At 67.7% G+C, this 26,388-nt stretch carries 20 protein-coding genes and 1 tRNA gene; 2 read left to right on the top strand and 19 right to left on the bottom strand.

The window, feature by feature from the left end:
- Positions 1 to 11: 11 nt before the first annotated feature.
- The 18 genes from ACWZEH_RS20710 to ACWZEH_RS20625 form a co-directional block, all read right to left on the bottom strand.
- Positions 12 to 344, bottom strand: a complete 333-nt coding sequence (locus ACWZEH_RS20710; RefSeq protein WP_456192627.1) for a cupin domain-containing protein — start codon at positions 342 to 344, stop codon at positions 12 to 14.
- Between the two features lie 114 nt (positions 345 to 458).
- Positions 459 to 1,814, bottom strand: a complete 1,356-nt coding sequence (gene gdhA / locus ACWZEH_RS20705) for an NADP-specific glutamate dehydrogenase (protein ID WP_266078952.1) — start codon at positions 1,812 to 1,814, stop codon at positions 459 to 461.
- Positions 1,815 to 2,296: 482 nt separating this feature from the next.
- Positions 2,297 to 3,082, bottom strand: coding sequence for a hypothetical protein (locus ACWZEH_RS20700; RefSeq protein ID WP_456192626.1), 786 nt, complete (start codon positions 3,080 to 3,082; stop codon positions 2,297 to 2,299).
- 354 nt (positions 3,083 to 3,436) lie between these two features.
- Positions 3,437 to 4,630 carry an elongation factor Tu gene (gene tuf, locus ACWZEH_RS20695; protein WP_042165064.1) on the bottom strand — a complete coding sequence of 398 codons (1,194 nt, stop codon included), beginning with the start codon at positions 4,628 to 4,630 and terminating at the stop codon, positions 3,437 to 3,439.
- A gap of 154 nt (positions 4,631 to 4,784) precedes the next feature.
- The gene (gene fusA, locus ACWZEH_RS20690) at positions 4,785 to 6,911 is read right to left on the bottom strand and encodes an elongation factor G (RefSeq protein WP_456192625.1); all 2,127 of its coding nucleotides are present in this window, start codon (positions 6,909 to 6,911) and stop codon (positions 4,785 to 4,787) included.
- Positions 6,912 to 6,950: 39 nt separating this feature from the next.
- Complete coding sequence (rpsG, locus tag ACWZEH_RS20685; protein WP_003974303.1) at positions 6,951 to 7,421, bottom strand: 30S ribosomal protein S7; 471 nt, start codon at positions 7,419 to 7,421, stop codon at positions 6,951 to 6,953.
- 2 nt (positions 7,422 to 7,423) lie between these two features.
- Positions 7,424 to 7,795 (bottom strand): 30S ribosomal protein S12, encoded by a 372-nt coding sequence (rpsL, locus tag ACWZEH_RS20680; RefSeq protein ID WP_003948652.1) that lies wholly within the window; start codon positions 7,793 to 7,795, stop codon positions 7,424 to 7,426.
- A 340-nt stretch (positions 7,796 to 8,135) separates the two neighbouring features.
- Positions 8,136 to 8,717, bottom strand: a complete 582-nt coding sequence (locus ACWZEH_RS20675; RefSeq protein WP_456192624.1) for a DUF1707 and DUF4190 domain-containing protein — start codon at positions 8,715 to 8,717, stop codon at positions 8,136 to 8,138.
- A gap of 163 nt (positions 8,718 to 8,880) precedes the next feature.
- Positions 8,881 to 12,795, bottom strand: coding sequence for a DNA-directed RNA polymerase subunit beta' (locus ACWZEH_RS20670; RefSeq protein WP_456192623.1), 3,915 nt, complete (start codon positions 12,793 to 12,795; stop codon positions 8,881 to 8,883).
- Between the two features lie 111 nt (positions 12,796 to 12,906).
- Complete coding sequence (gene rpoB / locus ACWZEH_RS20665; RefSeq protein ID WP_456192622.1) at positions 12,907 to 16,392, bottom strand: DNA-directed RNA polymerase subunit beta; 3,486 nt, start codon at positions 16,390 to 16,392, stop codon at positions 12,907 to 12,909.
- 645 nt (positions 16,393 to 17,037) lie between these two features.
- Complete coding sequence (gene rplL / locus ACWZEH_RS20660) at positions 17,038 to 17,421, bottom strand: 50S ribosomal protein L7/L12 (protein ID WP_456192621.1); 384 nt, start codon at positions 17,419 to 17,421, stop codon at positions 17,038 to 17,040.
- A gap of 115 nt (positions 17,422 to 17,536) precedes the next feature.
- Positions 17,537 to 18,067, bottom strand: a complete 531-nt coding sequence (gene rplJ, locus ACWZEH_RS20655; RefSeq protein ID WP_456192620.1) for a 50S ribosomal protein L10 — start codon at positions 18,065 to 18,067, stop codon at positions 17,537 to 17,539.
- Positions 18,068 to 18,413: 346 nt separating this feature from the next.
- The gene (locus tag ACWZEH_RS20650) at positions 18,414 to 19,376 is read right to left on the bottom strand and encodes an SCO4651 family lipoprotein (RefSeq protein ID WP_456192619.1); all 963 of its coding nucleotides are present in this window, start codon (positions 19,374 to 19,376) and stop codon (positions 18,414 to 18,416) included.
- Positions 19,377 to 19,546: 170 nt separating this feature from the next.
- A complete protein-coding gene (rplA, locus tag ACWZEH_RS20645) occupies positions 19,547 to 20,272 on the bottom strand; it encodes a 50S ribosomal protein L1 (RefSeq protein WP_456192618.1) in 726 nt (241 codons plus the stop codon).
- Positions 20,273 to 20,356: 84 nt separating this feature from the next.
- Positions 20,357 to 20,791 carry a 50S ribosomal protein L11 gene (rplK, locus tag ACWZEH_RS20640; protein ID WP_024883170.1) on the bottom strand — a complete coding sequence of 145 codons (435 nt, stop codon included), beginning with the start codon at positions 20,789 to 20,791 and terminating at the stop codon, positions 20,357 to 20,359.
- A gap of 189 nt (positions 20,792 to 20,980) precedes the next feature.
- Positions 20,981 to 21,871, bottom strand: a complete 891-nt coding sequence (gene nusG / locus ACWZEH_RS20635; protein WP_456192617.1) for a transcription termination/antitermination protein NusG — start codon at positions 21,869 to 21,871, stop codon at positions 20,981 to 20,983.
- 80 nt (positions 21,872 to 21,951) lie between these two features.
- Positions 21,952 to 22,236 carry a preprotein translocase subunit SecE gene (gene secE / locus ACWZEH_RS20630; protein ID WP_257851081.1) on the bottom strand — a complete coding sequence of 95 codons (285 nt, stop codon included), beginning with the start codon at positions 22,234 to 22,236 and terminating at the stop codon, positions 21,952 to 21,954.
- Positions 22,237 to 22,345: 109 nt separating this feature from the next.
- Positions 22,346 to 22,418 (bottom strand) — tRNA-Trp (locus ACWZEH_RS20625).
- A 270-nt stretch (positions 22,419 to 22,688) separates the two neighbouring features.
- Between ACWZEH_RS20625 and ACWZEH_RS20620 the strand changes: the two genes are divergently transcribed.
- Together ACWZEH_RS20620 and ACWZEH_RS20615 are read left to right on the top strand one after the other, a co-directional pair.
- Positions 22,689 to 23,915: a pyridoxal phosphate-dependent aminotransferase gene (locus ACWZEH_RS20620; RefSeq protein ID WP_456192616.1), complete on the top strand. Its 1,227-nt coding sequence runs from the start codon at positions 22,689 to 22,691 to the stop codon at positions 23,913 to 23,915.
- A gap of 209 nt (positions 23,916 to 24,124) precedes the next feature.
- A complete protein-coding gene (locus ACWZEH_RS20615; protein ID WP_456192615.1) occupies positions 24,125 to 25,165 on the top strand; it encodes an adenosine deaminase in 1,041 nt (346 codons plus the stop codon).
- A gap of 117 nt (positions 25,166 to 25,282) precedes the next feature.
- Here the strand turns inward: ACWZEH_RS20615 and ACWZEH_RS20610 are convergent, their stop codons facing one another.
- Entirely contained in the window at positions 25,283 to 26,368 is a 1,086-nt protein-coding gene (locus tag ACWZEH_RS20610; protein ID WP_456199738.1) for a UDP-N-acetylmuramate dehydrogenase, read from the bottom strand.
- Positions 26,369 to 26,388 lie beyond the last annotated feature (20 nt).

Genomic DNA, 26,388 nt, shown 5'->3' with positions numbered 1-26,388 from the left:
GGTCCCGTCCCTCAGCCCTGCTTGGCGACGGTGAGGAGTACGGCCGCGTCCTCCAGGGCCTCCAGGGCGTGCCGGGCAGGCGGGATGACGATCAGGTCTCCGGTCCGGCCCTCCCACGACGTCTCCCCGCTGGTGAGGCGGACCCGGCCGCGCAGCACCAGCAGGGTCGCCTCACCGGGGTTCTCGTGCTCGGCGAGGGAGGTTCCGGAGGTCAGGGCGAGGAGGGTCTGGCGCAGGGTGTGTTCGTGGCCGCCGTGGACCGTACTCGCGCTGCGGCCGGTGGAGGCGGCGGCCGCGCGTTCCAGGTGCTCGCGGGCGAGTGCGTCGAGGGAGAGCTTCTGCATGGGTCCGAGTCTCCCCGGCCGGGTCGTGCGGGCGCCAGGGCCATGTGGGGTAGTGGTGGTCCCCGGTCCGAGCGGGGGAAGGGCTTCTGCCCTCCCCCACCAGGACCGGCACCGTCAGATGACGCCCTGCGCCAGAACCGCGTCCGCGACCCGCTCGAAACCGGCGATGTTCGCACCCGTGACGTAGTCGCCGGGGGCGCCGTAGCGCTCGGCGGTCTCGGCGCAGGTGCGGTGGATGTCGGTCATGATGCGGGCCAGTTCGTTCTCGACCTGGTCGGCCTTCCACGTCGTACGCGACGCGTTCTGCGTCATCTCCAGGGCGCTGACCGCGACCCCGCCCGCGTTCGCCGCCTTGCCGGGGCCGAAGGCGACTCCGGCCTGCTGGAGGAGCTGCACCGCTTCCGGTGTCGTGGGCATGTTCGCGCCCTCCGAGACGGCCTTCACGCCGTTGCGGACGAGCGTGGCGGCCGAGTCCTCGTTCAGCTCGTTCTGCGTCGCCGACGGCAGGGCGATGTCGGCCGGGACCTCCCAGACCCGCCCGCCGGGCACGAACCGCGCGGAGGAGCCGCGCCGCTCGGCGTACGTGCTCACCCGGCCGCGCTCGACCTCCTTGATCTGGCAGAGCAGCTCCAGGTCGATGCCCTTCTCGTCGACGACGTAGCCGCTGGAGTCGGAGCAGGTCACCGGGTTGGCGCCGAGGGCGATCAGCTTCTGGATGGTGTAGATCGCGACGTTTCCGGAGCCGGAGACGACCGCGGTCTGGCCCTCGAGGTCCTCGCCGCGCTCGCGCAGCATCGCCTCGGCGAACAGCACGTTGCCGTACCCGGTCGCCTCCGGCCGGATCAGCGAGCCGCCCCAGCCGGCGCGCTTGCCGGTCAGGACGCCGCCCTCCCAGCGGTTGGTGATCCGCCGGTACTGGCCGAACAGGTAGCCGATCTCGCGCGCGCCGACGCCGATGTCGCCCGCCGGTACGTCGGTGTACTCGCCGATGTGCCGGTACAGCTCCGTCATGAAGGACTGGCAGAAGCGCATGACCTCCGTGTCGCTGCGGCCCTGCGGGTCGAAGTCGCTGCCGCCCTTGCCGCCGCCGATACCGAGCCCGGTCAGCGCGTTCTTGAAGACCTGCTCGAAGCCGAGGAACTTGATGATTCCCAGGTTCACGGAGGGGTGGAAGCGCAGGCCGCCCTTGTACGGGCCGAGGGCGCTGTTGTATTCGATCCGGAAGCCGCGGTTGACATGCACCCGACCCTGGTCGTCCTGCCACGGCACCCGGAAGATGATCTGCCGCTCCGGCTCGATCAACCGCTCGACGAGCCCCGGGTCCCGGTACTCGGAACGCGCCGCGAGCGCCGGCCCGAGGCTGTCCAGCACCTCGCGTGCGGCCTGGTGGAACTCGGGTTCGGCCGGATTCCTGCGTACGAGTTCGGCGCGGAGGTGGTCGAGTGAGGTGTTGGCGGGTCGCGTCGTCACGGGAGCCCTTTCTGGCACGGCTGCAACCGGAAGTCCAAAAGCCGGTACATCCGGTCTGTCCGGTTCGGTGAGGGGTGGCGCTCGGCGCCGTTGCCGCGCGCGGGACACTTCAGTGTGACGCTTACGTAAACACGGTGACCAGCGGCCCACGGCCCTTGCGCCACTATGTGAGACCGGGACGCCACAAATGATCCTAACGCCCTGATTTGCGCCGGCGCTCCGTTCGGGCTCCCGCGGGAGTGGCGTCGGTTCGCGGGATTGCCGCGGGCGCCTTCAACGCCGAGGGCCGGGACAGTGCCGCAACGCGACCACCGGCACGCACCAGGATCCCGCGCGCCGTTCTCGCGTCTCGTGCGGACCGCCTGCCCGCGGAGCCCTTCCCCCGTCCCCGGCCGCGGACGGCCCTCCCACCCAGAAGCGTGACCCGCGTCACACCTTCTGGAGAACCCGTGTGACGGCCGCGGCGTCTGGCAGGTGTGAGATCACGCAGGAGAGCACTGCACGAGCTGGACGAGGAACAACTCCTCCGGCTGGTGGGCCGACGTGGCCGTGATCGCCCGGGTGAACCACACGTCCAGTGTGTCCAGGTCGCGGCAGCCGATGACGTGTTCCCGGTCCATTTCCGACACCTCGACGCCCCGGCCCTGAAGCAGCCGCAGGATGTCCTCCGCCCGGCCCTCGATCCGGCCCTCGTCACGGCCCTCCGCCCGGCCTTCGTCACGGCCCTCCGCCCGGAGTTTCTGAGCAGTCTCCGACTGGAAGAAAGAGAGGTCGACAGCCATCAGGTGCCTCCAGAGATCCGCGGCCGGCGTCTTGCCGAGGCCTTGTTCGGTGAGTTCGATGAAGGTGCCCGCGGTGCCCTCGTCGTCGGCCGACAAGCCCTTCAGTGCCTTCGCCAGCGCGTTCAGTATGGCATCGGCGTCCGGATCCCAGCGGTGCAGAGCCGCCGACAGGACCGTGAGCGGAATGTCGCGGGCGGCCTCGTCGGGGCTGGCGATCACCGGCAGGCTGTCCGGCCCCAGGACCAGGGGGCGCAGGGTGAGCGAGGGCCACTGGGGCGGGCCGATGTCGACCTGCCGGGCCGCCCAGGCCGCGGTGGACCGGTCCGCGCAGACGACAAGGAGAACCGGAGGAATGCCGTACTTGGCGTACAGATGGGAGAGGTAGTACGCCCAGCTCGCGGGCTTGCCGAGGTCCTGTTTGCCCTGGGACTCGACTGCCAGGACGAACTCGCCGTCCTCGGTGTCCATCCTCAGCAGTGTGTCCACCCGTCGCTCCACCGGGCGGTTCTCCGTGAGGTCGGTGGGCAGGAGGGAGGCGGAAACAGGCGGCGGGAAGGAAACGCCGAGCCCTCTGACGGCACGGGCGAAGAGGCCCGGGTCTTCCTGGAGATCCGGTGCAGGGCCTCATGGGATGAGCTGACCATGCTCCGAAACTAGGGCCGCATCCCGCTCTACGGCGCGCATATGCCAACCCTTCCCGCGATCGAGTGACAAGCAGGACGCGGAGGTTGACACCACCGGCCACCGACGACACGAAAGGGCCCGCACGACCGAAGTCGTGCGGGCCCTCTCAGGTGCTCGCGGTGGAGCTACCAGGTCGGATCAGCAAGCAGCCGGAGCTTACTTGTTGATCTTGGTGACCTGGCCGGCGCCCACGGTCCGGCCACCCTCACGGATGGCGAACTTCAGGCCCTCTTCCATGGCGATGGGCTGGATGAGCTCCACCTTCATCTCGGTGTTGTCACCCGGCATGACCATCTCGGTGCCCTCGGGGAGGGTCACGACGCCGGTCACGTCCGTCGTACGGAAGTAGAACTGCGGACGGTAGTTGTTGAAGAAGGGGGTGTGACGGCCACCCTCGTCCTTCGACAGGATGTAGGCCTGGGCCTCGAACTCGGTGTGCGGGGTGACCGAACCGGGCTTGATGATGACCTGGCCGCGCTCGACGTCCTCGCGCTTGATGCCGCGGAGCAGCAGACCGACGTTCTCACCGGCCTGACCCTCGTCGAGCAGCTTGCGGAACATCTCGATGCCGGTGACCGTGGTGGTGGTCTTCTCCTGCTTGATGCCCACGATGTCAACGGTCTCGTTGACCTTGAGGATGCCGCGCTCGATACGACCGGTGACGACGGTGCCACGACCGGTGATCGTGAAGACGTCCTCGATCGGCATCAGGAACGGCTTGTCGACGTCACGCTCGGGCTGCGGGATGTTCTCGTCGACGGCCTTCATCAGGTCGAGGACGGTCTGACCCCACTCCTTGTCGCCCTCAAGGGCCTTGAGCGCCGAGACCTTGACGACCGGCAGGTCGTCGCCCGGGAACTCGTACTCGGAGAGCAGCTCGCGGACCTCGAGCTCGACGAGCTCCAGGATCTCCTCGTCGTCCACCATGTCGGCCTTGTTCAGCGCGACGACGATGTACGGCACGCCGACCTGGCGGGCCAGGAGCACGTGCTCCTTGGTCTGCGGCATCGGGCCGTCGGTGGCGGCGACCACGAGGATGGCGCCGTCCATCTGCGCCGCACCCGTGATCATGTTCTTGATGTAGTCCGCGTGACCGGGGCAGTCGACGTGGGCGTAGTGCCTCGTCTCGGTCTGGTACTCGACGTGCGCGATGGAGATGGTGATACCGCGCTGGCGCTCCTCGGGAGCCTTGTCGATCTGGTCGAAGGCCGAGGCCTCGTTCAGGTCCGGGTACGCGTCATGCAGCACCTTGGTAATGGCGGCCGTGAGGGTCGTCTTACCGTGGTCGATGTGACCGATGGTGCCGATGTTGACGTGCGGCTTAGTCCGCTCGAACTTCGCCTTCGCCACTGGGGTCCTCCTGTGGAGTGGTTCTGTACGCCTTACTCATCGGCGCCAGGTGATCTTTGCTGGAAAGCCCGGGGCCGGGGGCATTCCGCCGGGTTCCGGCGGAATGCCCCAAGCAGGCTCCGGGGTCAAGCCTAAAGCGTGCGAACGGTGTCCGTTACTCGCCCTTGGCCTTCGCGATGATCTCCTCGGCGACGTTCCGCGGAACCTCGGCGTAGGAGTCGAACTGCATCGAGTAGCTTGCGCGACCCGACGTCTTGCTGCGGAGGTCCCCGACGTAGCCGAACATCTCCGAAAGGGGCACGAGGCCCTTCACGACGCGAGCACCGGCCCGCTCCTCCATGGCCTGGATCTGGCCACGGCGGGAGTTGATGTCGCCGATGACCTCACCCATGTAGTCCTCGGGCGTGGTGACCTCGACGGCCATCATCGGCTCGAGAAGCACGGGCGAAGCCTTGCGCGCGGCCTCCTTGAAGGCCTGCGAACCGGCGATCTTGAACGCGAGCTCGGAGGAGTCCACCTCGTGGTAGCCACCGTCGATGAGCGTGACGCGGACGCCCGTCATCTCGTAGCCGGCGAGGATACCGAACTGCATGGCCTCCTGCGCGCCGGCGTCCACCGAAGGGATGTACTCCTTCGGGATGCGGCCACCGGTCACCTTGTTCACGAACTCGTACGAGGCGTCGCCGCCTTCGATGGGCTCGATCGCGATCTGCACCTTGGCGAACTGACCGGTACCACCGGTCTGCTTCTTGTGGGTGTAGTCCACGCGCTCGACGGTCTTGCGAATCGTCTCACGGTAGGCGACCTGCGGCTTGCCGACGTTGGCCTCGACCTTGAACTCACGGCGCATACGGTCGACCAGCACCTCGAGGTGCAGCTCGCCCATACCACCGATGATGGTCTGGCCCGTCTCCTCGTCCGAGTGGACCTGGAAGGACGGGTCCTCCTCGGCCAGGCGCTGGATCGCGACGCCCAGCTTCTCCTGGTCGCCCTTCGACTTGGGCTCGATGGCGACCTGGATGACCGGCGCCGGGAAGTCCATGGACTCCAGGATCACCGGGCTCTTGTCGTCGGACAGCGTCTCACCGGTGGTGGTCTGCTTCAGGCCCATGACGGCGACGATGTCACCGGCGCCCACCGACGCGATCTCCTCACGCTTGTTCGCGTGCATACGGTAGATCTTGCCGATGCGCTCCTTCTTGCCCTTGACGGAGTTCAGCACGGCGGTGCCGGACTCCAGGCGGCCCGAGTACACCCGGACGAAGGTGAGCTTGCCGAGGTGCGGGTCGCTCATGATCTTGAACGCGAGGGCCGCGAGCGGCTCCTCCTCCGACGGCTTGCGCTTGACGACGACCTCGGGGTCCTTGACGTCGTGGCCCTCGATGGCCTCGACGTCGAGCGGGGTCGGGAGGTAGCGCACGACCGCGTCGAGCAGGGGCTGGACGCCCTTGTTCTTGAACGCGGTACCGCAGAAGACCGGGGTGACCGTGGTGTCCTCGGACTTGCCGGAGGCGATGGTGATGCGACGGATCGCGGCGTACAGCTGCTCCTCGGTGGGCTCCTGGCCCTCCAGGTACAGCTCCATGATCTCTTCGTCGTTCTCCGCGACGGCCTCGACCAGCTTGCCGCGCCACTCCTCGGCGGCCTCGGTGTGCGTGGCCGGGATGTCGACGGTGTCGTACATCTCGCCCTTGGCCGCGTCGGCGGACCACACGAGCGCCTTCATGCGGACCAGGTCCACGACGCCCTTGAAGTCGGCCTCGGCACCGATCGGCAGCTGCATGACCAGCGGCTGCGCGCCCAGACGGTCCTTGATCATGTCGACGCAGCGGTGGAACTCCGCGCCGGTGCGGTCGAGCTTGTTGACGAAGCAGATACGCGGCACGCCGTAACGGTCGGCCTGACGCCACACCGTCTCGGACTGCGGCTCGACACCGGCGACGCCGTCGAACACGGTCACGGCACCGTCGAGCACACGCAGGGAACGCTCCACCTCGACGGTGAAGTCGACGTGCCCCGGGGTGTCGATGATGTTGATCGTGTAGTCGTCGTCCTCGAGCGGCCAGTGACAGGTGGTCGCAGCAGACGTGATCGTGATGCCACGCTCCTGCTCCTGCTCCATCCAGTCCATCGTGGCGGCGCCGTCGTGGACCTCACCGATCTTGTACGAGACGCCGGTGTAGAACAGGATCCGCTCGGTGGTGGTCGTCTTGCCCGCGTCGATGTGGGCCATGATCCCGATGTTGCGGACCTTGGCCAGGTCAAGTGAAGTGGTAGCCATAAGGCTTCAGTCTTCTCTCGGTCTCGATGTGGGTAGCGACTACCAGCGGTAGTGCGCGAAGGCCTTGTTGGACTCGGCCATCTTGTGCGTGTCCTCGCGCTTCTTCACCGCGGCACCGAGGCCGTTGCTGGCGTCGAGGAGCTCGTTGAGCAGACGCTCGGTCATGGTCTTCTCGCGACGGGCGCGGGAGTAACCCACCAGCCAGCGCAGCGCCAGGGTGTTGGCACGGCCGGGCTTGACCTCGATCGGCACCTGGTAGGTGGCACCACCGACACGGCGGGACTTGACCTCGAGGGTCGGCTTGATGTTCTCGAGAGCGCGCTTCAGCGTGATGACCGGGTCGTTGCCCGTCTTCTCGCGAAGGCCCTCCATGGCGCCGTAGACGATGCGCTCGGCGGTGGAGCGCTTGCCGTTCAGCAGCACCTTGTTGATGAGCGACGTGACAAGAGGAGAACCGTAGACCGGGTCGATGATGACCGGGCGCTTCGGGGCGGGGCCCTTACGAGGCATTCTTACTTCTCCTTCTTGGCGCCGTAGCGGCTGCGGGCCTGCTTGCGGTTCTTGACACCCTGGGTGTCGAGCGAACCACGGATGATCTTGTAGCGAACACCCGGCAGGTCCTTCACACGGCCGCCGCGCACGAGCACGATGGAGTGCTCCTGCAGGTTGTGTCCCTCACCCGGAATGTAAGCGGTGACCTCGATCCCGCTGGTCAGACGCACACGCGCGACCTTACGCAGGGCCGAGTTCGGCTTCTTCGGGGTGGTCGTGAACACACGCGTGCAGACGCCACGGCGCTGGGGCGAACCCTCGAGCGCGGGCGTCTTGTTCTTCTCGACCTTGTCCTGCCGGCCCTTCCGGACCAGCTGCTGGATCGTAGGCACTACTTCTCCGGTTTCTGTGTGCCGAATGGTGAAGCTAACCTGGAACATCCCGACCCACGCGGTCGGGTGTGTCGAATCCCGCGGACTCCCACCGCCAGGCAGAAAGAGACGCATGATCACGGTGGCCGTTCGCAGCCCCCGATGCGGGTGATGGCACGCACGGAGACCAGGGCACACCCCAGGCACAAGGTCTGAGCGTACCTATAGCATCGGCTGCGGTCAAAACAAATGGGCCTTCACCCCACCGCCGCGCGAAGCAAGCGAAGCCGGGACACGGGTGATGATCTTCGAATGGGCGCTCTCCGGCCCTTCCGGACACCGCCCCGCGGCCGGCCCGACGTCAGCCGGACACGCCGGTCAGGACCATCAGCATGATCAGCAGGGCCCAGCCGGCCGTGGACAGCCAGCCGAGCACCAGCCCGGTCATCGCGTACGCGTCACCGTTCTCCCCCGTCCGCCGGATCTCCCCGCGGGCCACGTGCCCGAGGATCACGGCCGGGATACCGGTCAGGCCACCCGTCGCCAGGCACAGCACCCCGCACACCATGGCCCCGACGGCCTTCTCGTTGGTCTTCGGCGGCCGGGCCAGGAACGTCGCCGGCGGCATGACCGGCACGGCGTGCTGCATCGCGGCGGTCTGCGGTACGGGACCCTGCGGCAGGTCGGCCACCAGCAGCGTCAGATCCGCCACCGTACGCGCCTGATAGGCCCGCGCCACCCGGCGCTCGAGCTCCTGCTGGTCCAGCCGGCCCTCGGCGTACCCGGCACGCAGCACGTCCACGGTGCGCTCCCGGTCGGCGTGCGAGGCCAGCATCGGGGGCCCGCCCTGCGGCGGGCCGACCGGTCCACCCGGTCCGCTCCACGGCTGCGGAACGCCTCGCCCCTGCCAGGGCTGCCACGACGGATACGGCGACTGCGACACCAGGTACCTCCCCCAACTGCACGTGTCATCCATGATGCGCCCCCGCAAAGCCATCCGGCACCACCGCGCGTCACGAAACCGGTACAGGTCACGAGAACGCCGCAGGGCGGCCACCCCCGTACGAAACGGAAGTGACCGCCCTGCGGTACGTCGAGCGACCCGCTTACTGGTTGTACGGACCGTAGTCGTAGTCCTCCAGCGGAACGGCCTGGCCGGAGCCCGTGCCGAACGGCGAGTAGTCGATGTCGTCGTAGCCGACGGCCGAGTACATCGCGGCCTTGGCCTCCTCGGTCGGCTCGACCCGGATGTTGCGGTAGCGGGACAGGCCCGTACCGGCCGGGATGAGCTTACCGATGATGACGTTCTCCTTGAGGCCGATCAGGGAGTCGGACTTGGCGTTGATCGCCGCGTCCGTGAGGACCCTGGTCGTCTCCTGGAAGGACGCCGCCGACAGCCACGACTCGGTCGCCAGCGAGGCCTTGGTGATACCCATCAGCTGCGGACGGCCGGAAGCGGGGTGACCGCCCTCCTGCACCACACGACGGTTCTCGGTCTCGAACTTCGACCGCTCGACCAGCTCGCCGGGCAGCAGCTCGGCGTCGCCGGACTCGATGATCGTCACACGGCGGAGCATCTGCCGGATGATGATCTCGATGTGCTTGTCGTGGATCGACACGCCCTGCGAGTTGTAGACCTTCTGGACCTCGCCGACCAGGTGGACCTGGACGGCCCGCTGACCCAGGATGCGCAGCACGTCGTGCGGGTTGGTGGCACCCACGGTGAGCTTCTGGCCCACCTCGACGTGATCGCCCTCGCCGACCAGCAGACGGGAACGCTTCGAGATCGGGAACGCCGTCTCGTCGCTGCCGTCGTCCGGGGTGACGACGATCTTCTTCGTCTTCTCGGTCTCCTCGATCCGGATGCGGCCGGCGGCCTCGGAGATCGGGGCGACACCCTTCGGGGTACGGGCCTCGAAGAGCTCGACGACACGCGGCAGACCCTGCGTGATGTCGTCACCGGCCACACCACCGGTGTGGAAGGTACGCATCGTCAGCTGGGTGCCGGGCTCACCGATGGACTGGGCGGCGATGATGCCGACCGCCTCACCGATGTCGACCAGCTTGCCGGTGGCCAGCGAACGGCCGTAGCACATGGCGCAGGTGCCGACGGCGGACTCGCAGGTCAGGATCGAACGGGTCTTGACCTCCTCGACGCCGTGGTGCACCAGCTGGTCGATGAGCACGTCACCGAGGTCCACGTTGGCCGGCGCGATCACCTTGCCGTCGATGACGACGTCCTCGGCGAGCATGCGGGCGTAGACGCTGGTCTCGACGTCTTCCGTCTTCTGCAGGGTGCCGTCGGCGTCGCGCTTGGCGATCCGCAGCTTCAGACCGCGCTCGGTGCCGCAGTCCTCCTCGCGGATGATGACGTCCTGGGAGACGTCGACCAGACGACGGGTGAGGTAACCCGAGTCGGCGGTACGCAGAGCGGTGTCCGCCAGACCCTTACGGGCACCGTGCGTGGAGATGAAGTACTCCAGCACGGACAGACCCTCACGGAACGAGGCCTTGATGGGCCGCGGGATCGTCTCGTTCTTCGCGTTCGACACCAGACCACGCATACCGGCGATCTGACGCATCTGCATCATGTTGCCTCGTGCACCCGAGTTCACCATCATGAAGATCGGGTTGGTCTTCGGGAAGTTGTCGTTCATCGCCTCGGCGACCTCGTTGGTCGCCTTGGTCCAGATCGCGATGAGCTCCTGCGTGCGCTCGTCCTTGGTGATCAGACCGCGCTCGTACTGCTTCTGGACCTTCTCGTCCTGCGCCTCGTACCCGCGGACGATCTCCTTCTTCGCCTCGGGAACGACGACGTCGGAGATGGCCACGGTGACGCCGGAACGGGTCGCCCAGTGGAAGCCGGCCGCCTTCAGGTTGTCGAGCGTCGCCGCCACGATGACCTTCGGGTAGCGCTCGGCGAGGTCGTTGACGATCTCGGAGAGCTGCTTCTTGCCGACCTCGTAGTCGACGAACGGGTAGTCCTCGGGCAGCAGCTCGTTGAAGAGCGCGCGGCCCAGCGTGGTGTTCAGCCGGAAGCTGTCACCCTGCTGCCACGCCCTCTCCCCGGAGCCGTCGTCGCCTTCCTCCCGCGCCGGCGGCATCCAGCCACGCGGCGGGATGGTGCCGACCGGGAAGCGGACGTCGATCCGCGACTGGAGCGACAGCTCGCCCGCGTCGAAGGCCATGATCGCCTCGGCGACCGAGGCGAAGGAACGCTCCTCGCCCTTGAGCTCGCGCATCTCGCCGTCGGTGGTGAGGAAGAACAGACCGAGGACCATGTCCTGGGTCGGCATCGTCACCGGACGGCCGTCGGCGGGCTTGAGGATGTTGTTCGAGGACAGCATCAGGATGCGGGCCTCGGCCTGCGCCTCCGCGGACAGCGGCAGGTGCACGGCCATCTGGTCACCGTCGAAGTCCGCGTTGAACGCGGTGCAGACGAGCGGGTGGATCTGGATGGCCTTGCCCTCGACCAGCTGCGGCTCGAAGGCCTGGATGCCGAGGCGGTGCAGCGTGGGCGCACGGTTCAGCAGGACCGGGTGCTCCGCGATGACCTCTTCGAGCACGTCGTACACGACCGTGCGGCCGCGCTCGACCATGCGCTTGGCGCTCTTGATGTTCTGCGCGTGGTTCAGGTCGACCAGGCGCTTCATCACGAACGGCTTGAAGAGCTCCAGCGCCATCGCCTTCGGCAGACCGCACTGGTGCAGCTTCAGCTGCGGGCCGACGACGATCACGGAACGCGCCGAGTAGTCCACGCGCTTGCCGAGCAGGTTCTGACGGAAGCGGCCCTGCTTGCCCTTGAGCATGTCGGACAGCGACTTCAGCGGACGGTTGCCGGGGCCCGTCACCGGGCGGCCACGGCGGCCGTTGTCGAAGAGCGCGTCCACGGCCTCCTGGAGCATGCGCTTCTCGTTGTTCACGATGATCTCGGGCGCGCCGAGGTCGAGAAGCCGCTTCAGGCGGTTGTTGCGGTTGATGACCCGGCGGTACAGGTCGTTCAGGTCGGAGGTCGCGAAGCGGCCACCGTCCAGCTGCACCATCGGACGCAGGTCCGGCGGGATGACCGGCACGCAGTCCAGCACCATGCCCTTGGGGCTGTTGCTGGTCTGCAGGAACGCGGAGACGACCTTGAGGCGCTTGAGCGCACGGGTCTTCTTCTGGCCCTTGCCGGTACGGATGATCTCGCGGAGACGCTCGGCCTCCTCCTCGAGGTCGAAGGACTCCAGGCGCTTCTGCAGCGCCGCGGCACCCATCGAACCGTCGAAGTACGTGCCGAAGCGGTCACGCAGCTCGCGGTAGAGCAGCTCGTCGCCCTCCAGGTCCTGGACCTTGAGGCTCTTGAACCGGTTCCACACCTCGTCGAGACGGTCGATCTCGCGCTGCGCACGGTCGCGCAGCTGCTTCATCTCACGCTCGGCGCCCTCGCGCACCTTGCGGCGCACGTCGGCCTTGGCACCCTCGGCCTCGAGCTCGGCCAGGTCGGTCTCGAGCTTCTTGGCCCGGGCCTCCAGGTCGGCGTCGCGACGGTTCTCCACCTGCTGACGCTCGACGGAGACGTGCGCCTCCAGCGAGGGCAGGTCGCGGGTGCGGCGCTCCTCGTCGACGAACGTGATCATGTACGCCGCGAAGTAGATGACCTTCTCCAGGTCCTTCGGGGCGAGGTCGAGCAGGTAGCCGAGGCGCGACGGAACGCCCTTGAAGTACCAGATGTGCGTGACGGGGGCGGCGAGCTCGATGTGGCCCATCCGCTCACGGCGCACCTTGGCGCGTGTGACCTCGACGCCACAGCGCTCGCAGATGATGCCCTTGAAGCGGACACGCTTGTACTTGCCGCAGTAGCACTCCCAGTCCCGGGTCGGACCGAAGATCTTCTCGCAGAAGAGTCCGTCCTTCTCGGGCTTGAGGGTGCGGTAGTTGATGGTCTCGGGCTTCTTGACCTCGCCGTGGCTCCACTGACGGATGTCGTCAGCGGTGGCCAGGCCGATCCGGAGCTCATCGAAGAAGTTGACGTCGAGCACTATGCGTCAATCCCTCTCAGGGTTGTAAGTCATGGGGTCTGATACGGGGGTCCTGGGGCCGGCCGGAGGTTCAGGGATCTTCATCGCCGAACCTCCTGGCCAAAACTCCCGTCAGACCTCTTCGACGCTGCTCGGCTCGCGCCGGGACAGGTCGATGCCAAGCTCCTCCGCAGCGCGGAAGACGTCCTCGTCGGTGTCGCGCATCTCGATGGACATGCCGTCCGAGGACAGCACCTCCACGTTGAGGCACAGGGACTGCATCTCCTTGATGAGCACCTTGAAGGACTCGGGGATGCCGGGCTCGGGGATGTTCTCGCCCTTGACGATGGCCTCGTAGACCTTCACGCGGCCGGTGACGTCGTCGGACTTGATGGTCAGCAGCTCCTGGAGTGCGTAAGCGGCGCCGTACGCCTCCAGCGCCCACACCTCCATCTCACCGAAGCGCTGGCCACCGAACTGGGCCTTACCACCCAGCGGCTGCTGGGTGATCATCGAGTACGGACCGGTCGAGCGGGCGTGCAGCTTGTCGTCGACCAGGTGGTGCAGCTTGAGGATGTACATGAAACCGACCGAGATCGGCTCCGGGAACGGCTCGCCGGAGCGGCCGTCGAACAGCCTCGCCTTGCCGGAGGGGAGCACCATGCGCTCGCCGTCCCGGTTCGGGATCGTGTGCTGCAGCAGGCCGGCCAGCTCGTCCTCGCGCGCACCGTCGAAGACGGGGGTGGCGACGTTGGTACCGGGCTCGACCTTGTCGGCGCCGATCACCTGCAGGCGCTGCGCCCACTCGTCGGCGAGGCCGGAGACGTCCCAGCCGCGGCTGGCGAGCCAGCCGAGGTGGATCTCCAGGACCTGTCCCGGGTTCATCCGGGACGGCACACCGAGGGGGTTGAGGATGATGTCGACCGGGGTGCCGTCCTCCAGGAACGGCATGTCCTCGATCGGCAGGATCTTCGAGATGACGCCCTTGTTGCCGTGCCGGCCGGCGAGCTTGTCACCGTCGGTGATCTTGCGCTTCTGCGCGACGTAGACGCGCACCAGCTGGTTCACACCGGGGGGAAGCTCGTCGCCCTCCTCGCGGTCGAAGACGCGCACGCCGATGATCTTGCCGATCTCGCCGTGCGGCACCTTCAGGGAGGTGTCACGGACCTCGCGGGCCTTCTCACCGAAGATCGCGCGCAGCAGGCGCTCCTCCGGGGTCAGCTCGGTCTCGCCCTTGGGCGTGACCTTGCCGACGAGGATGTCACCGGCGACGACCTCGGCACCGATGCGGATGATGCCGCGCTCGTCGAGGTCGGCGAGGACCTCCTCGGAGACGTTCGGGATGTCCCGGGTGATCTCCTCGGGGCCGAGCTTGGTGTCACGGGCGTCGACCTCGTGCTCCTCGATGTGGATCGAGGAGAGGACGTCGTCCTGGACGAGGCGCTGCGACAGGATGATCGCGTCCTCGTAGTTGTGACCCTCCCACGGCATGAACGCGACCAGCAGGTTCTTGCCGAGCGCCATCTCGCCGTTCTCGGTGGCCGGACCGTCGGCGAGGACCTGGCCCTCGATGACGCGGTCGCCCTCGTTGACGATGACCTTCTGGTTGACCGAGGTGCCCTGGTTGGAGCGGGCGAACTTGGCCAGGCGGTACGTGATGTACGTGCCGTCGTCGTTGGTCGTGGTGATGTAGTCCGCGGAGACCTCCTGGACCACACCCGCCTTCTCGGCCTTGACCACGTCACCGGCGTCGGCGGCGGAGCGGTACTCCATGCCGGTGCCGACGAGCGGGGACTCGGAACGGATCAGCGGCACGGCCTGACGCATCATGTTCGCGCCCATGAGGGCACGGTTGGCGTCGTCGTGCTCGAGGAAGGGGATCATGGCCGTCGCGACCGACACCATCTGGCGCGGCGAGACGTCCATGTAGTCGACCTCGTCGGGGCTGACGTAGTCGACCTCGCCGCCCTTGCGGCGGACCAGCACGCGGGCCTCGGCGAACCGCAGGTCGTCGTTCAGCGGCGCGTTGGCCTGCGCGATGACGAAGCGGTCCTCCTCGTCGGCGGTCAGGTAGTCGACGTCGTCGGTGACCTGGCCGTCGACCACCTTGCGGTACGGGGTCTCGACGAAGCCGAACGCGTTGACCCGGCCGTAGGAGGCGAGCGAGCCGATCAGACCGATGTTCGGGCCTTCAGGGGTCTCGATCGGGCACATGCGGCCGTAGTGCGAGGGGTGCACGTCACGGACCTCGAAGCCGGCCCGCTCACGGGAGAGACCACCCGGGCCGAGCGCGGACAGACGACGCTTGTGCGTCAGCCCGGACAGCGGGTTGTTCTGGTCCATGAACTGGGACAGCTGGCTGGTGCCGAAGAACTCCTTGATGGAGGCGACGACCGGCCGGATGTTGATCAGGGTCTGCGGCGTGATCGCCTCGACGTCCTGCGTCGTCATGCGCTCACGCACGACGCGCTCCATCCGGGCCAGACCCGTACGGACCTGGTTCTGGATGAGCTCGCCGACGCTGCGCAGGCGGCGGTTGCCGAAGTGGTCGATGTCGTCCGTCTCGACGACGATGTTCTGACCGCTGTCACCGACGGTCTCGACCTCGCCGGCGTGCAGCTTCACCAGGTACTTGATCGTCGAGATGACGTCCTCGACGGTCAGCACGCCCGCGTCGAGCGGCGCGTCGGCACCCAGCTTCTTGTTGACCTTGTAACGGCCGACCTTGGCGAGGTCGTAGCGCTTCGGGTTGAAGTAGAGGTTCTCGAGCAGCGTCTGCGCGGCCTCACGGGTGGGGGGCTCGCCCGGACGCAGCTTGCGGTAGATGTCGAGCAGCGCGTCGTCCTGGCCCTGGGTGTGGTCCTTCTCCAGGGTGGCGCGCATGGACTCGTACTCGCCGAACTCCTCGAGGATCTGCTCGGTGGTCCAGCCGAGCGCCTTGAGCAGGACGGTGACGGACTGCTTGCGCTTGCGGTCGACGCGGACGCCGACCATGTCGCGCTTGTCGATCTCCATCTCCAGCCAGGCACCCCGGGACGGGATGATCTTGGCGGAGAAGATGTCCTTGTCGGACGTCTTGTCGATGCTGGAGTCGAAGTAGACACCCGGCGAACGGACCAGCTGCGACACCACGACACGCTCGGTGCCGTTGATGACGAAGGTGCCCTTGTTCGTCATGAGCGGGAAGTCGCCCATGAAGACCGTCTGGGACTTGATCTCGCCGGTCTCGTTGTTGGTGAACTCGGCGGTGACGAAGAGCGGCGCCGCGTACGTGAAGTCGCGGTCCTTGCACTCGTCGATGCTGTTCTTCGGGGGTTCGAAGCGGTGGTCGCGGAAGGTCAGCGACATCGACCCGGAGAAGTCCTCGATCGGGGAGATCTCCTCGAAGATCTCCTCCAGGCCGGACTTGGTGGGGACGTCCTGACCGTTCTCCAGAGCGGCCTCGACGCGAGCCTTCCAGGCGGCGTTTCCGAGCAGCCAGTCGAAGCTCTCGGTTTGCAGCGCGAGAAGGTTCGGAACCTCGAGGGGCTCCCTGATCTTTGCAAAGGAGATGCGCAGCGGGGCGGTGCTGGCAGCGTTGTTCGTATTCGAGGTCGAGGCATTGCGCGAGGCGGCCAAGAGGGGGTCCTTCCGAGGGCTCGGACTCACTACGCGCGTACCGGCTCCCCACGGGACACAACGGCAGACACTTCGCTTCCCGGCGAAAAGGGCCGGGTCGGAAAGGTCTGATCGTCAATGCTCAAGTGAGGGCACGCCCCTGGTGACGGGCAGGGGACAGCTAACAGGCAGCGCAAAGGGACAGTGTAGCCACTTGGCACACTGATGTCCAGTGCGGGTTTTCGAGACCCTCGAAGGCCCTCGTTGCTCTCAACTCCTGCGACCGACTGTTGCGACTGCTGCGGCACGGTTCTGCCCTCAACGCACCGTGATACTGCCCTCTTCGCCACCGATCCATGCCTCGGATCCGGATCCTTGTGACGACGCGTCCTGAGAATTGCGCGCCACGTGCGGTTCGTCAAGGCCCCCCTTGCCCGAACCGCCTTCCGACGGGCGACCCCTCGCGGCCCGCGCGGGGCCACAACGAAGATCACCATACCCCCCGCCGTCCCGGGTTCGAGGAAGCCGCCGCCGGGCCCGGAGACACCGAAGAGCGACCACCCGGATGGATGATCGCTCCTCGGCGCTTACGCGTTACACGCCCTGCTGGACGCGGTGCGGAACCGGCGCTGCCGGACCGCGGAGGTCCTGTCGGACCGGAAGGTCCTACTTGACCTCGACGGAGGCACCGGCGCCCTCGAGCGCCTCCTTGGCCTTGTCCGCGGCTTCCTTGTTGACCTTCTCGACGACGGGCTTCGGCGCACCGTCGACCAGGTCCTTGGCCTCCTTCAGGCCGAGGGAGGTCAGCTCGCGCACGACCTTGATGACCTGGATCTTCTTGTCGCCGGCGCCGGTGAGGACGACGTCGAACTCGTCCTTCTCGGCCTCGGCCTCGACCGGGGCGCCCGGGGCGGCGGGGCCGGCCACGGCGACCGCGGCGGCGGCGGTGACGTCGAACTTCTCCTCGAAGGCCTTCACGAACTCGGAGAGCTCGATGAGAGTCATGCCCTCGAACTGGGCCAGCAGCTCGTCCTGGGTGAGCTTCGCCATGATGGCGGTCCTTCCACTAAATCGGCAGGTGCCGGGTGTACTGGGTGAGGCGGGCGTACGTCGGGCCCGCTATGACCCTTGCCTCATGTCGGCGAGGGCCGGAAAGCGAGCCGAATTACTCGGCACCGCCCTGCTCGTCCTGCTTGGCGCGAAGCGCGTCCACGGTGCGGACGAGCTTCGACGGAAGCGCCTGGAAGAGCTGAGCAGTCTGGGACTGCTTGCCCTTGAAGGCACCTGCCAGCTTGGAGAGCAGAACCTCGCGGGACTCGAGGTCCGCGAGCTTCTTGATCTCGTCGGCGGACAGCGCCTTGCCGTCAAGGACACCGCCCTTGATGACGAGATTCGGGTTGTCCTTGGAGAAGTCACGAAGACCCTTCGCCGACTCCACCGGGTCACCGGTGACGAAGGCGACTGCCGTCGGACCGTTGAACAGGTCGTCCAGCGTCGTGATCCCGGCCTCGTTGGCCGCAATCTTGGTCAGCGTGTTCTTCACCACGGCGTACTGGGCGTTCTCACCGAGCGAACGGCGCAGCTGCTTGAGCTGCGCCACGGTGAGACCGCGGTACTCGGTCAGCACGGCGGCGTTCGAGTTGCGGAACTGGTCCGTCAGCTCGGCAACCGCGGCAGCCTTGTCGGGCCTCGCCATAGAGCCTCGGCCTCCTTCCGGGTGATTCGGACCGCGCGGACCCGAAGGAGGACTGGGGAAAACGAAACGCCCCGGGCGCAGGCGCACGGGGCTGGGCTCAACCGGTTGTTTCGCATCCTCGCGGCCGCGAATTCCGGGAACTCTTCCACTGTCACCTGCGCGGGTCGTCCGCAGTTCAGCGGATCCTTCGGCCACCGCACCCTCTTGCAAGCGCACGGCAACGACCAGCGGTCTTTGGCTTCTTCTGGAGAGTACGGGAACGGATCGCCGCGAGGCAAATCCGGTCCCGGTGGAACGTCCGGGACGGACCGTCAGGACGGTCGGGTCGTCGGGACGGTCCTGACGCTCAGACGTCGGCCCCGGCGTCCGCGAGCCCTTCCTCGAGGCCCTGCAGCATCTCGAAGAGATCGACCGTCTCCTTGGCCGGCGGCGCCTCGACCTCGGCCTGGGCCCCGTAGTCGGAGTAGTGCGTCGTGATCTCGACCGTGCCCTCGTCCGACTCCACGCCGAAGACCATCTTGACCGGGTAGTCGTCCTCGTTGACCCAGACCTCGGTGTCGTAGCCCTTCACCCCCGCCTTCTCGGCGTTGGCGACGAGCTCCTCGCGCTCCTCCTCGGAGAGGAGGTCGAGGGACTCGTCGCCCTTGATCATCTCCTCGAAGGTCAGGGTGCCCTTGTAGTGCTGCGCCTGGACACCGTCCGCCTTCTGCGGGCCGACGTGCTTCAGGTTCGGCGACTCGAGCAGCAGGGCCAGCTGCCGGGCCGGGTCCTGGTTCATGCTCTCCAGGCTGCCGGTCATCTGCTTCTGCAGTTCCGCGCTTCCGGCCTCCTCGGCGATGGCCTGGAAGTCCAGCTTCATCCAGCGCTTGCCGTCCATCTCGGCGGCCTGCTCCGCGCCCATGTCCGCGTACATGACGTTGTCCAGCATGATCATGCGGGTCCCGGAGGGCGCGCCGGGATCGGTCTCCCCGGGGCCGGACCCCTTGATGGTCAGATCCATGACCGCCGGGTCCCAGCCCTGGACTCCGGTCATCTCCATGGTGCCGTCGCCCGCGATGCCCATCATGTCCCCCATGCCCTGCGCTCCGGCGGGCACCGACATGGTCATCCGGACCTTGGCCGACTTCGCCTCGGCCGTCTTCTTGAAGGCGGTCTGAAGGACCTCGGCCGCCTCCCCCCGGGACAGGACCTTGGGCTCCGCCGCCTTCCCCTCCGCTCCCCCGTCGCCGGCCCGACAGCCCGAGACACCCGCGACCACCGTCACGGCCGCCACGCAGACACCCGCGCGCTTCCATGCGGACACACCCATGAATCCCACCCCTGTTGCACTTTGCCTGATCTGTGAAGTCCGTTGAACCGTAACCCACCCAACCGACACAGACGTACGAAAAAAGCCCGTCCCCGGGCCTTGTAAGGCGCGGGGACGGACTCACGGTGTTGCTCGGTGAGCGCGGGGCCGGTCGGGCCGGCCCGGGGGGCTCAGACCGCCGCCGGGTCCTCTTCGACGAGGAGGTTGCGGGTGCGGTTCGGGTCGAGCGGAACGCCGGGGCCGATCGTGGTGCTGAGCGCGGCCTTCTTGATGTACCGGCCCTTCGCGGCGGACGGCTTCAGACGGAGGATCTCCTCCAGCGCGGCGCCGTAGTTCTCCACCAGCTTGGTGTCGTCGAAGGACGTCTTGCCGATGATGAAGTGCAGGTTCGAGTGCTTGTCGACGCGGAACTCGATCTTGCCACCCTTGATGTCGTTGACAGCCTTGGTGACGTCCGGGGTGACGGTGCCGGTCTTGGGGTTCGGCATGAGACCACGGGGACCGAGCACGCGGCCGAGGCGGCCGACCTTGCCCATGAGGTCCGGGGTGGCGACGACGGCGTCGAAGTCCAGACGGCCCTTCGACACCTCGTCGATCAGTTCGTCGGCGCCGACGATGTCGGCGCCCGCGGCACGCGCGGCCTCGGCACGGTCGCCGGTCGCGAAGACCAGGACCCGGGCGGTCTTGCCGGTGCCGTGCGGGAGGTTCACGGTGCCACGGACCATCTGGTCGGCCTTGCGCGGGTCAACGCCCAGGCGGAAGGCGACCTCGACGGTGCCGTCGAACTTCGAGGTGGAGGTCTCCTTGGCGAGACGGACGGCCTCGAGCGGGGCGTACAGCTTCTCCCGGTCGATCTTGGCGTCCGCAGCGCGGAGAGACTTGCTGCGCTTGCTCACGTATAGCTCCTGTGGGTTCTTAGGAGTCGTGGTCCGGGCCGAGCGGGCCCTTCCACACTTCTGCTTGGCTTACGGGGGTGGAGGTCAGCCCTCGACCGTGATGCCCATGGAACGGGCGGTGCCGGCGATGATCTTCGACGCGGCGTCCAGGTCGTTGGCGTTGAGGTCGGGCATCTTGGTCGTGGCGATCTCACGGACCTGGTCGGCGGTGATCTTCGCGACCTTGGTCTTGTGCGGCTCGCCGGAGCCCTTCTCCACACCCGCGGCCTTGAGGATCATCTTCGCGGCCGGCGGGGTCTTGGTGATGAAGGTGAAGGAACGGTCCTCGTAGACCGTGATCTCCACCGGGATGACCCAGCCACGCTGCGACTCGGTCGCGGCGTTGTAGGCCTTGCAGAACTCCATGATGTTGACGCCGTGCTGACCCAGCGCGGGGCCGACCGGCGGGGCCGGGTTGGCGGCACCGGCCTGGATCTGGAGCTTGATGAGCCCCGTGACCTTCTTCTTCTTGGGAGGCATGGCTCTCCGGGTCCTTTCGATTCGGGTCCTGCCCGCACACCGGGAATCAACCCGGACGCAGGCATACCGCACAACGATAGCGGGTATGGATGTGCGGCCAAAAACCGAGCAGGTCAGGCAGACGCCTGAGCGTTCACCTGACCTGCCCGGAAGCTGCTGTCCAGAATGTTCGAACCGCCCGGAACCGGGTCAGTTCTTCTGGATCTGGTCGAAGGAGAGCTCGACCGGCGTTTCGCGGCCGAAGATCTCCACCAGGCCCTTGACCTTCTTGGAGTCGGGGTTGATCTCGTTGATGGTCGCCTGGAGGGTGGCGAACGGGCCGTCGGTGACGGTGACCGAGTCGCCGACCTCGAAGTCCAGCACCTGGACCTCGACCTTGCGCTGCGGAGCCGGCTTGCCCTCGGCCTCGGCGGCCTCGCGGGCGGCCTTCTCCTCGGCCTCCGGGGCGAGCATCTTGACGATCTCGTCCAGGGTCAGCGGGTACGGGTCGTAGGCGTTGCCCACGAAGCCGGTGACACCGGGGGTGTTGCGGACGACGCCCCAGGACTCGTTCGTCAGGTCCATGCGGACCAGGACGTAACCCGGGAGCTTGTTCTGCTTGATCGTCTTGCGGTCGCCGTTCTTGATCTGGACGACCTCTTCCTGCGGCACCTCGGCCTGGAAGATGAAGTCCTCGACGTTCAGCGAGACGGCACGCTGCTCCAGGTTGGTCTTCACCCGGTTCTCGTACCCCGCGTACGTGTGGATGACGTACCACTCGCCGGGCAGCGTCCGCAGTTCCTCGCGGAGCTTCTCGACCGGGTCGCGATCGTCCTGGGCCTCTTCGGCCTCGGTCTCTTCGGCCTCGGTCTCTTCGGCCTTTTCGGCCTCGGACTCGGCGGCGTCGGCCTCGGGTGCGTCGGCCTCCGCGGCCTCAGGGGTCGGATCGGCCACCGTTGCGGACTCGTCCGCGGCGGCGTCGGCAGCCTCGACCTCGGCGGAGGCCTTGGAGGCCTCGCTGTCCGCGCCCCCGACGGTGTCGAGCTCGTCCTCGACGGACTCGACCGGCTCGATGGCGTCGTTCACGTTCGGGTCAGACACGGTGGCTGCTTCTTCCTGGATACATAGGGGTGGAACACGCGAAAGGAGCGCCGGGTACCTCGGCGCTCTTCGCAGGCGGCTCAGCCGAAGACGTACTTGGCGACGTGGCCGAGCCCGTAGTCGATCAGAGTGATCAGGCCGATCATGACGACCACAAAGATGATCACTGCGGTTGTGTACGACGTCAGCTGGTTCCGGGTCGGCCAGACAACCTTACGAAGCTCCGCCACGATCTGGCGGTAGAAGAGCGCGAGACGCTTCAGGGGGCCCTTCTTGGCCCGCTTGCCGCCCTTGCGGTTCTTCTTGGAGTCCGGCGCCTCGTCCTCGGCATCAGGCATGTCGATGGAGCCCACGGCGTCCGTCACTCGTCCTCACCTGATTCCGGGTCATGGCCGTGCCGCGCCCGGTATGAGCCGCACGGCGGTGCATTGCTGTACGTACATGCGTACACATCCTGGCTAAGGTTGTGTATAGCAGGGCCGGAGGGACTTGAACCCCCAACCGCTGGTTTTGGAGACCAGTGCTCTACCAATTGAGCTACGACCCTTTGTGTGTCCCCCAACGTACCGCATCCGCCCGGATGCCTGGTGTGCACCCGGTGAGCGCGGTCGCAGAAGGCCAACGAGGTGTGAGTGTACGTGTTTCGGGGCCGGGCGTCGAACAGAAAGCGCCGGTGACCGGTCTCCCGGCCGAAGATCGTCCTGGCCGGGGCGGGCTGGCGGGGCGGATCCGGACTGGTGTTCAGAGGTTGGCCAGGACCTGTTCAGTCCGTGAAACCCCCGTGCCGGGCAGGTTTCCGGTCTGGAACGATGGACCCATGAGCTCTGCAACCCCTCCCACCGAGCGCCGGGTCTCCGCCCGGGTCGGTGCGATCTCCGAGTCCGCCACCCTCGCCGTGGACGCCAAGGCCAAGGCCCTCAAGGCCGCCGGGCGACCGGTGATCGGCTTCGGCGCCGGTGAGCCCGACTTCCCGACTCCGGACTACATCGTCGACGCCGCGATCGAGGCGTGCAGGAACCCGAAGTACCACCGCTACACGCCGGCCGGCGGGCTGCCCGAGCTGAAGGCCGCGATCGCCGCGAAGACACTGCGCGACTCCGGCTACGAGGTGGACCCCGCCCAGGTCCTCGTCACCAACGGCGGAAAGCAGGCCATCTACCAGGCCTTCGCCGCGATCCTCGACCCGGGCGACGAGGTCATCGTCCCGGCCCCGTACTGGACGACGTACCCGGAGTCGATCCGGCTGGCCGGCGGTGTCCCGGTCGAGGTCGTCGCCGACGAGACGACCGGCTACCGCGTCAGCGTGGAACAGCTGGAGGCCGCGCGGACGGAGAGGACCAAGGTCGTCCTGTTCGTCTCCCCCTCGAACCCGACCGGCGCGGTCTACAGCGCCGAGGACGCCGAGGCGATCGGCCGCTGGGCGGTCGAGCACGGTCTGTGGGTGCTGACCGACGAGATTTACGAGCACCTGGTCTACGGCGACGCCACCTTCACCTCACTGCCCGCCGTCCTGCCGGAGCTGCGGGACAGGTGCATCGTGGTCAACGGTGTCGCGAAGACGTACGCGATGACCGGCTGGCGGGTCGGGTGGATCATCGGCCCGAAGGACGTCGTGAAGGCCGCCACCAACCTGCAGTCGCACGCCACGTCGAACGTGTCGAACGTCGCCCAGGTGGCGGCGCTGGCCGCGGTCTCCGGCTCCCTGGACGCGGTCGCCACGATGCGTGAGGCCTTCGACCGCCGGCGCAGGACCATCGTGCGGATGCTCAACGAGATCGACGGCGTGGTCTGCCCCGAGCCCGAGGGGGCGTTCTACGCCTACCCGTCCGTGAAGGCCCTGATCGGCAAGGAGATCCGGGGCCGACGGCCGCAGAACTCCGTGGAACTGGCCGCTCTCGTCCTCGAGGAGGTCGAGGTCGCGGTCGTGCCCGGCGAGGCCTTCGGCACTCCGGGATACCTGCGGCTGTCCTACGCACTGGGCGACGAGGACCTGGTGGAGGGCGTGAGCCGGATCCAGAAGCTGCTGGCGGAGGCACAGGACTGAGTCCGGCCCACTCGTACGAGTGAGCCGGATCGGCTGAAACCCACTCGCCCGAGTGGTTTGCGGGCCGTTTCCCTTCGGGGGAAGCGGCCCGCTTCGTTTTCCTCGCCTTTCCTCACCTTTCCTCGTATTTCCTCATACTGACGTGCGAGCAAGGCCACGTTCAGGGAAAGTGCTACCGGGTCCGCCGGGAGGTGCGGCAGGATCCTGGAATGGAACGTGTACGTGACCTCTCCCTGCTGCCGAAGGCCCATCTGCATCTGCACTTCACCGGGTCGATGCGCCCCGCCACCGTGCTGGAACTGGCCGACAAGTACGGCGTACGCCTCCCCGAGGCGCTGACCGACGCGCTGACCAGCGGTGAACCGCCGAGCCTGCGGGCCACGGACGAGCGGGGCTGGTTCCGGTTCCAGCGGCTGTACGACGCGGCGCGCTCGTGCCTGAGGGAGCCGGAGGACATCCAGCGGCTGGTACGGGAGGCCGCGGAGGAGGACCTGAGGGACGGCTCGGGCTGGCTGGAGATCCAGGTCGATCCGACGTCGTACGCGCCGCGGCTGGGCGGGCTGATCCCGGCGCTGGAGGTCATCCTTGACGCGGTGGACTCGGCGCGCCGGGACACCGGGCTCGGAATCCGGGTGCTGGTCGCCGCGAACCGGATGAAGCACCACCTGGACGCGCGCACGCTGGCCCGGCTGGCGGTGCGGTACACGGACCGGGGCGTCATCGGATTCGGACTGTCCAACGACGAGCGGCGTGGCATGGCCCGGGACTTCGACCGGGCGTTCGCCATCGCGCGCGAGGGCGGGCTGCTGTCCGCGCCGCACGGCGGTGAGCTGAACGGGCCCGTGTCCGTGCGGGACTGTCTGGACGACCTGGAGGCCGACCGGATCGGGCACGGGGTGCGGGCGGCGGAGGACCCGCGGCTGGTGCAGCGGCTCGCGGACCGGCAGGTGACGTGCGAGGTGTGCCCGGCGTCGAACGTGGCGCTGGGCGTCTACGAGAAGCCGGGGGACGTACCGTTGCGGAAGCTGTTCGAGGCGGGTGTGCCGTTGGCGCTGGGGGCGGACGATCCGCTGCTGTTCGGCTCCCGGCTGGCGGCCCAGTACGAGATCGCGCGTGAGCATCACGGGTTCACGGACGCCGAGCTGGCGGAACTGGCGCGGCAGTCGGTGCGCGGGTCGGCGGCGCCGGAGGCGGTCAAGGCGGATCTGCTGGCGGGTGTCGACGCGTGGCTCACTGCGCCGATGGGATGAGGGGCGGGCGGGCCGCGGTCCGGTGGGGCGGGGCGGAGCACGGCCCGGTGGGGTGGGGCGGAGCACGGCCCGGTGGGGTGGGGCGGAGCACGGCCCGGTGGGGTGAGCCGGAACCGGTCAGAGGCCGACCCCGACCGTCACCGGCTCGTTGACCAGCGTGATACCGAAGGCTTCGCGCACCCCGGCGACCACCTCCCGGGCGAGTGCCAGCAGGTCCTCGGTGGTCGCCCCGCCGCGGTTGGTAAGGGCGAGGGTGTGCTTGGTGGAGATGCGGGCGGGGCCGGTGCCGTAGCCCTTGGTGAAGCCCGCCCTGTCGATCAGCCAGGCTGCGGAGGTCTTGGTACGCCCCTCCCCGGCGGGGTAGGCGGGAGGCTCGGTGTCGGTGCCGAGGTGTTGCCGTGCCCGGGCCCGGAAGGCCGCAAACTCCTCGTCCGTGAGGATCGGGTTGGTGAAGAAGGAGCCGGCTGACCAGGTGTCGTGGTCCTCGGGGTCCAGGACCATGCCCTTGCCGGCACGAAGCTTCAGGACCGTCTCGCGGGCCGTGGACAGGGGGACGCGCTCGCCCGGTGCGACGCCGAGGACGCGGGCCGTCTCGGCGTACCGGACGGGCCCGGAGAGGCCGTCGGCGTCCTCCAGCACGAAGCGGACGCGCAGGACGACGTACCGCTCGGGGTCGGCCTTGAAGCGGCTGTGACGGTAGGAGAAGGCGCATTCCTCGTTGGTGAGGGTGACCGTCTCGCGTGTCCGGCGGTCGTAGGCGACGACCTCGGTGATGGTGGAGGAGACCTCCTGGCCGTACGCACCGACGTTCTGGATGGGAGTGGCGCCCGCCGAGCCGGGGATGCCGGCCAGGCACTCGACGCCGGCCAGGCCGGCTTCCACGGTGTGGGCGACGGCGTCGGTCCACACCTCCCCGGCCGCGAGTTCGAGGCGGGTGCCGTCCAGGGTGAGGCCCTTGGTGGCGACGACGAGTGCTGTTCCGTCGAAGCCCTTGTCGCCGACGACCAGGTTGGAGCCGCCGCCGATGATCAGCAGGGGCGTACCGGCGGAGTCGGCCTCACGGACGACGGCGACCACTTCCTCGTCGGTCGTCGCGGTGACCAGCCGGGTCGCGGGTCCGCCCAGGCGGAACGTGGTCAGCGGGGCGAGGGGGGCGTCGTGGAGTTCCTGCACGGGCTCAAGACTAGAGCCTGTCCGGCGGATCAAGTCGGGGGCGATCGGCG

It is taken from the genome of Streptomyces yamdrokensis (assembly GCF_053890455.1).
The sequence above is the reverse complement of the archived record's forward strand: the minus strand, read 5'-3'. Positions and strand labels throughout refer to the sequence as shown.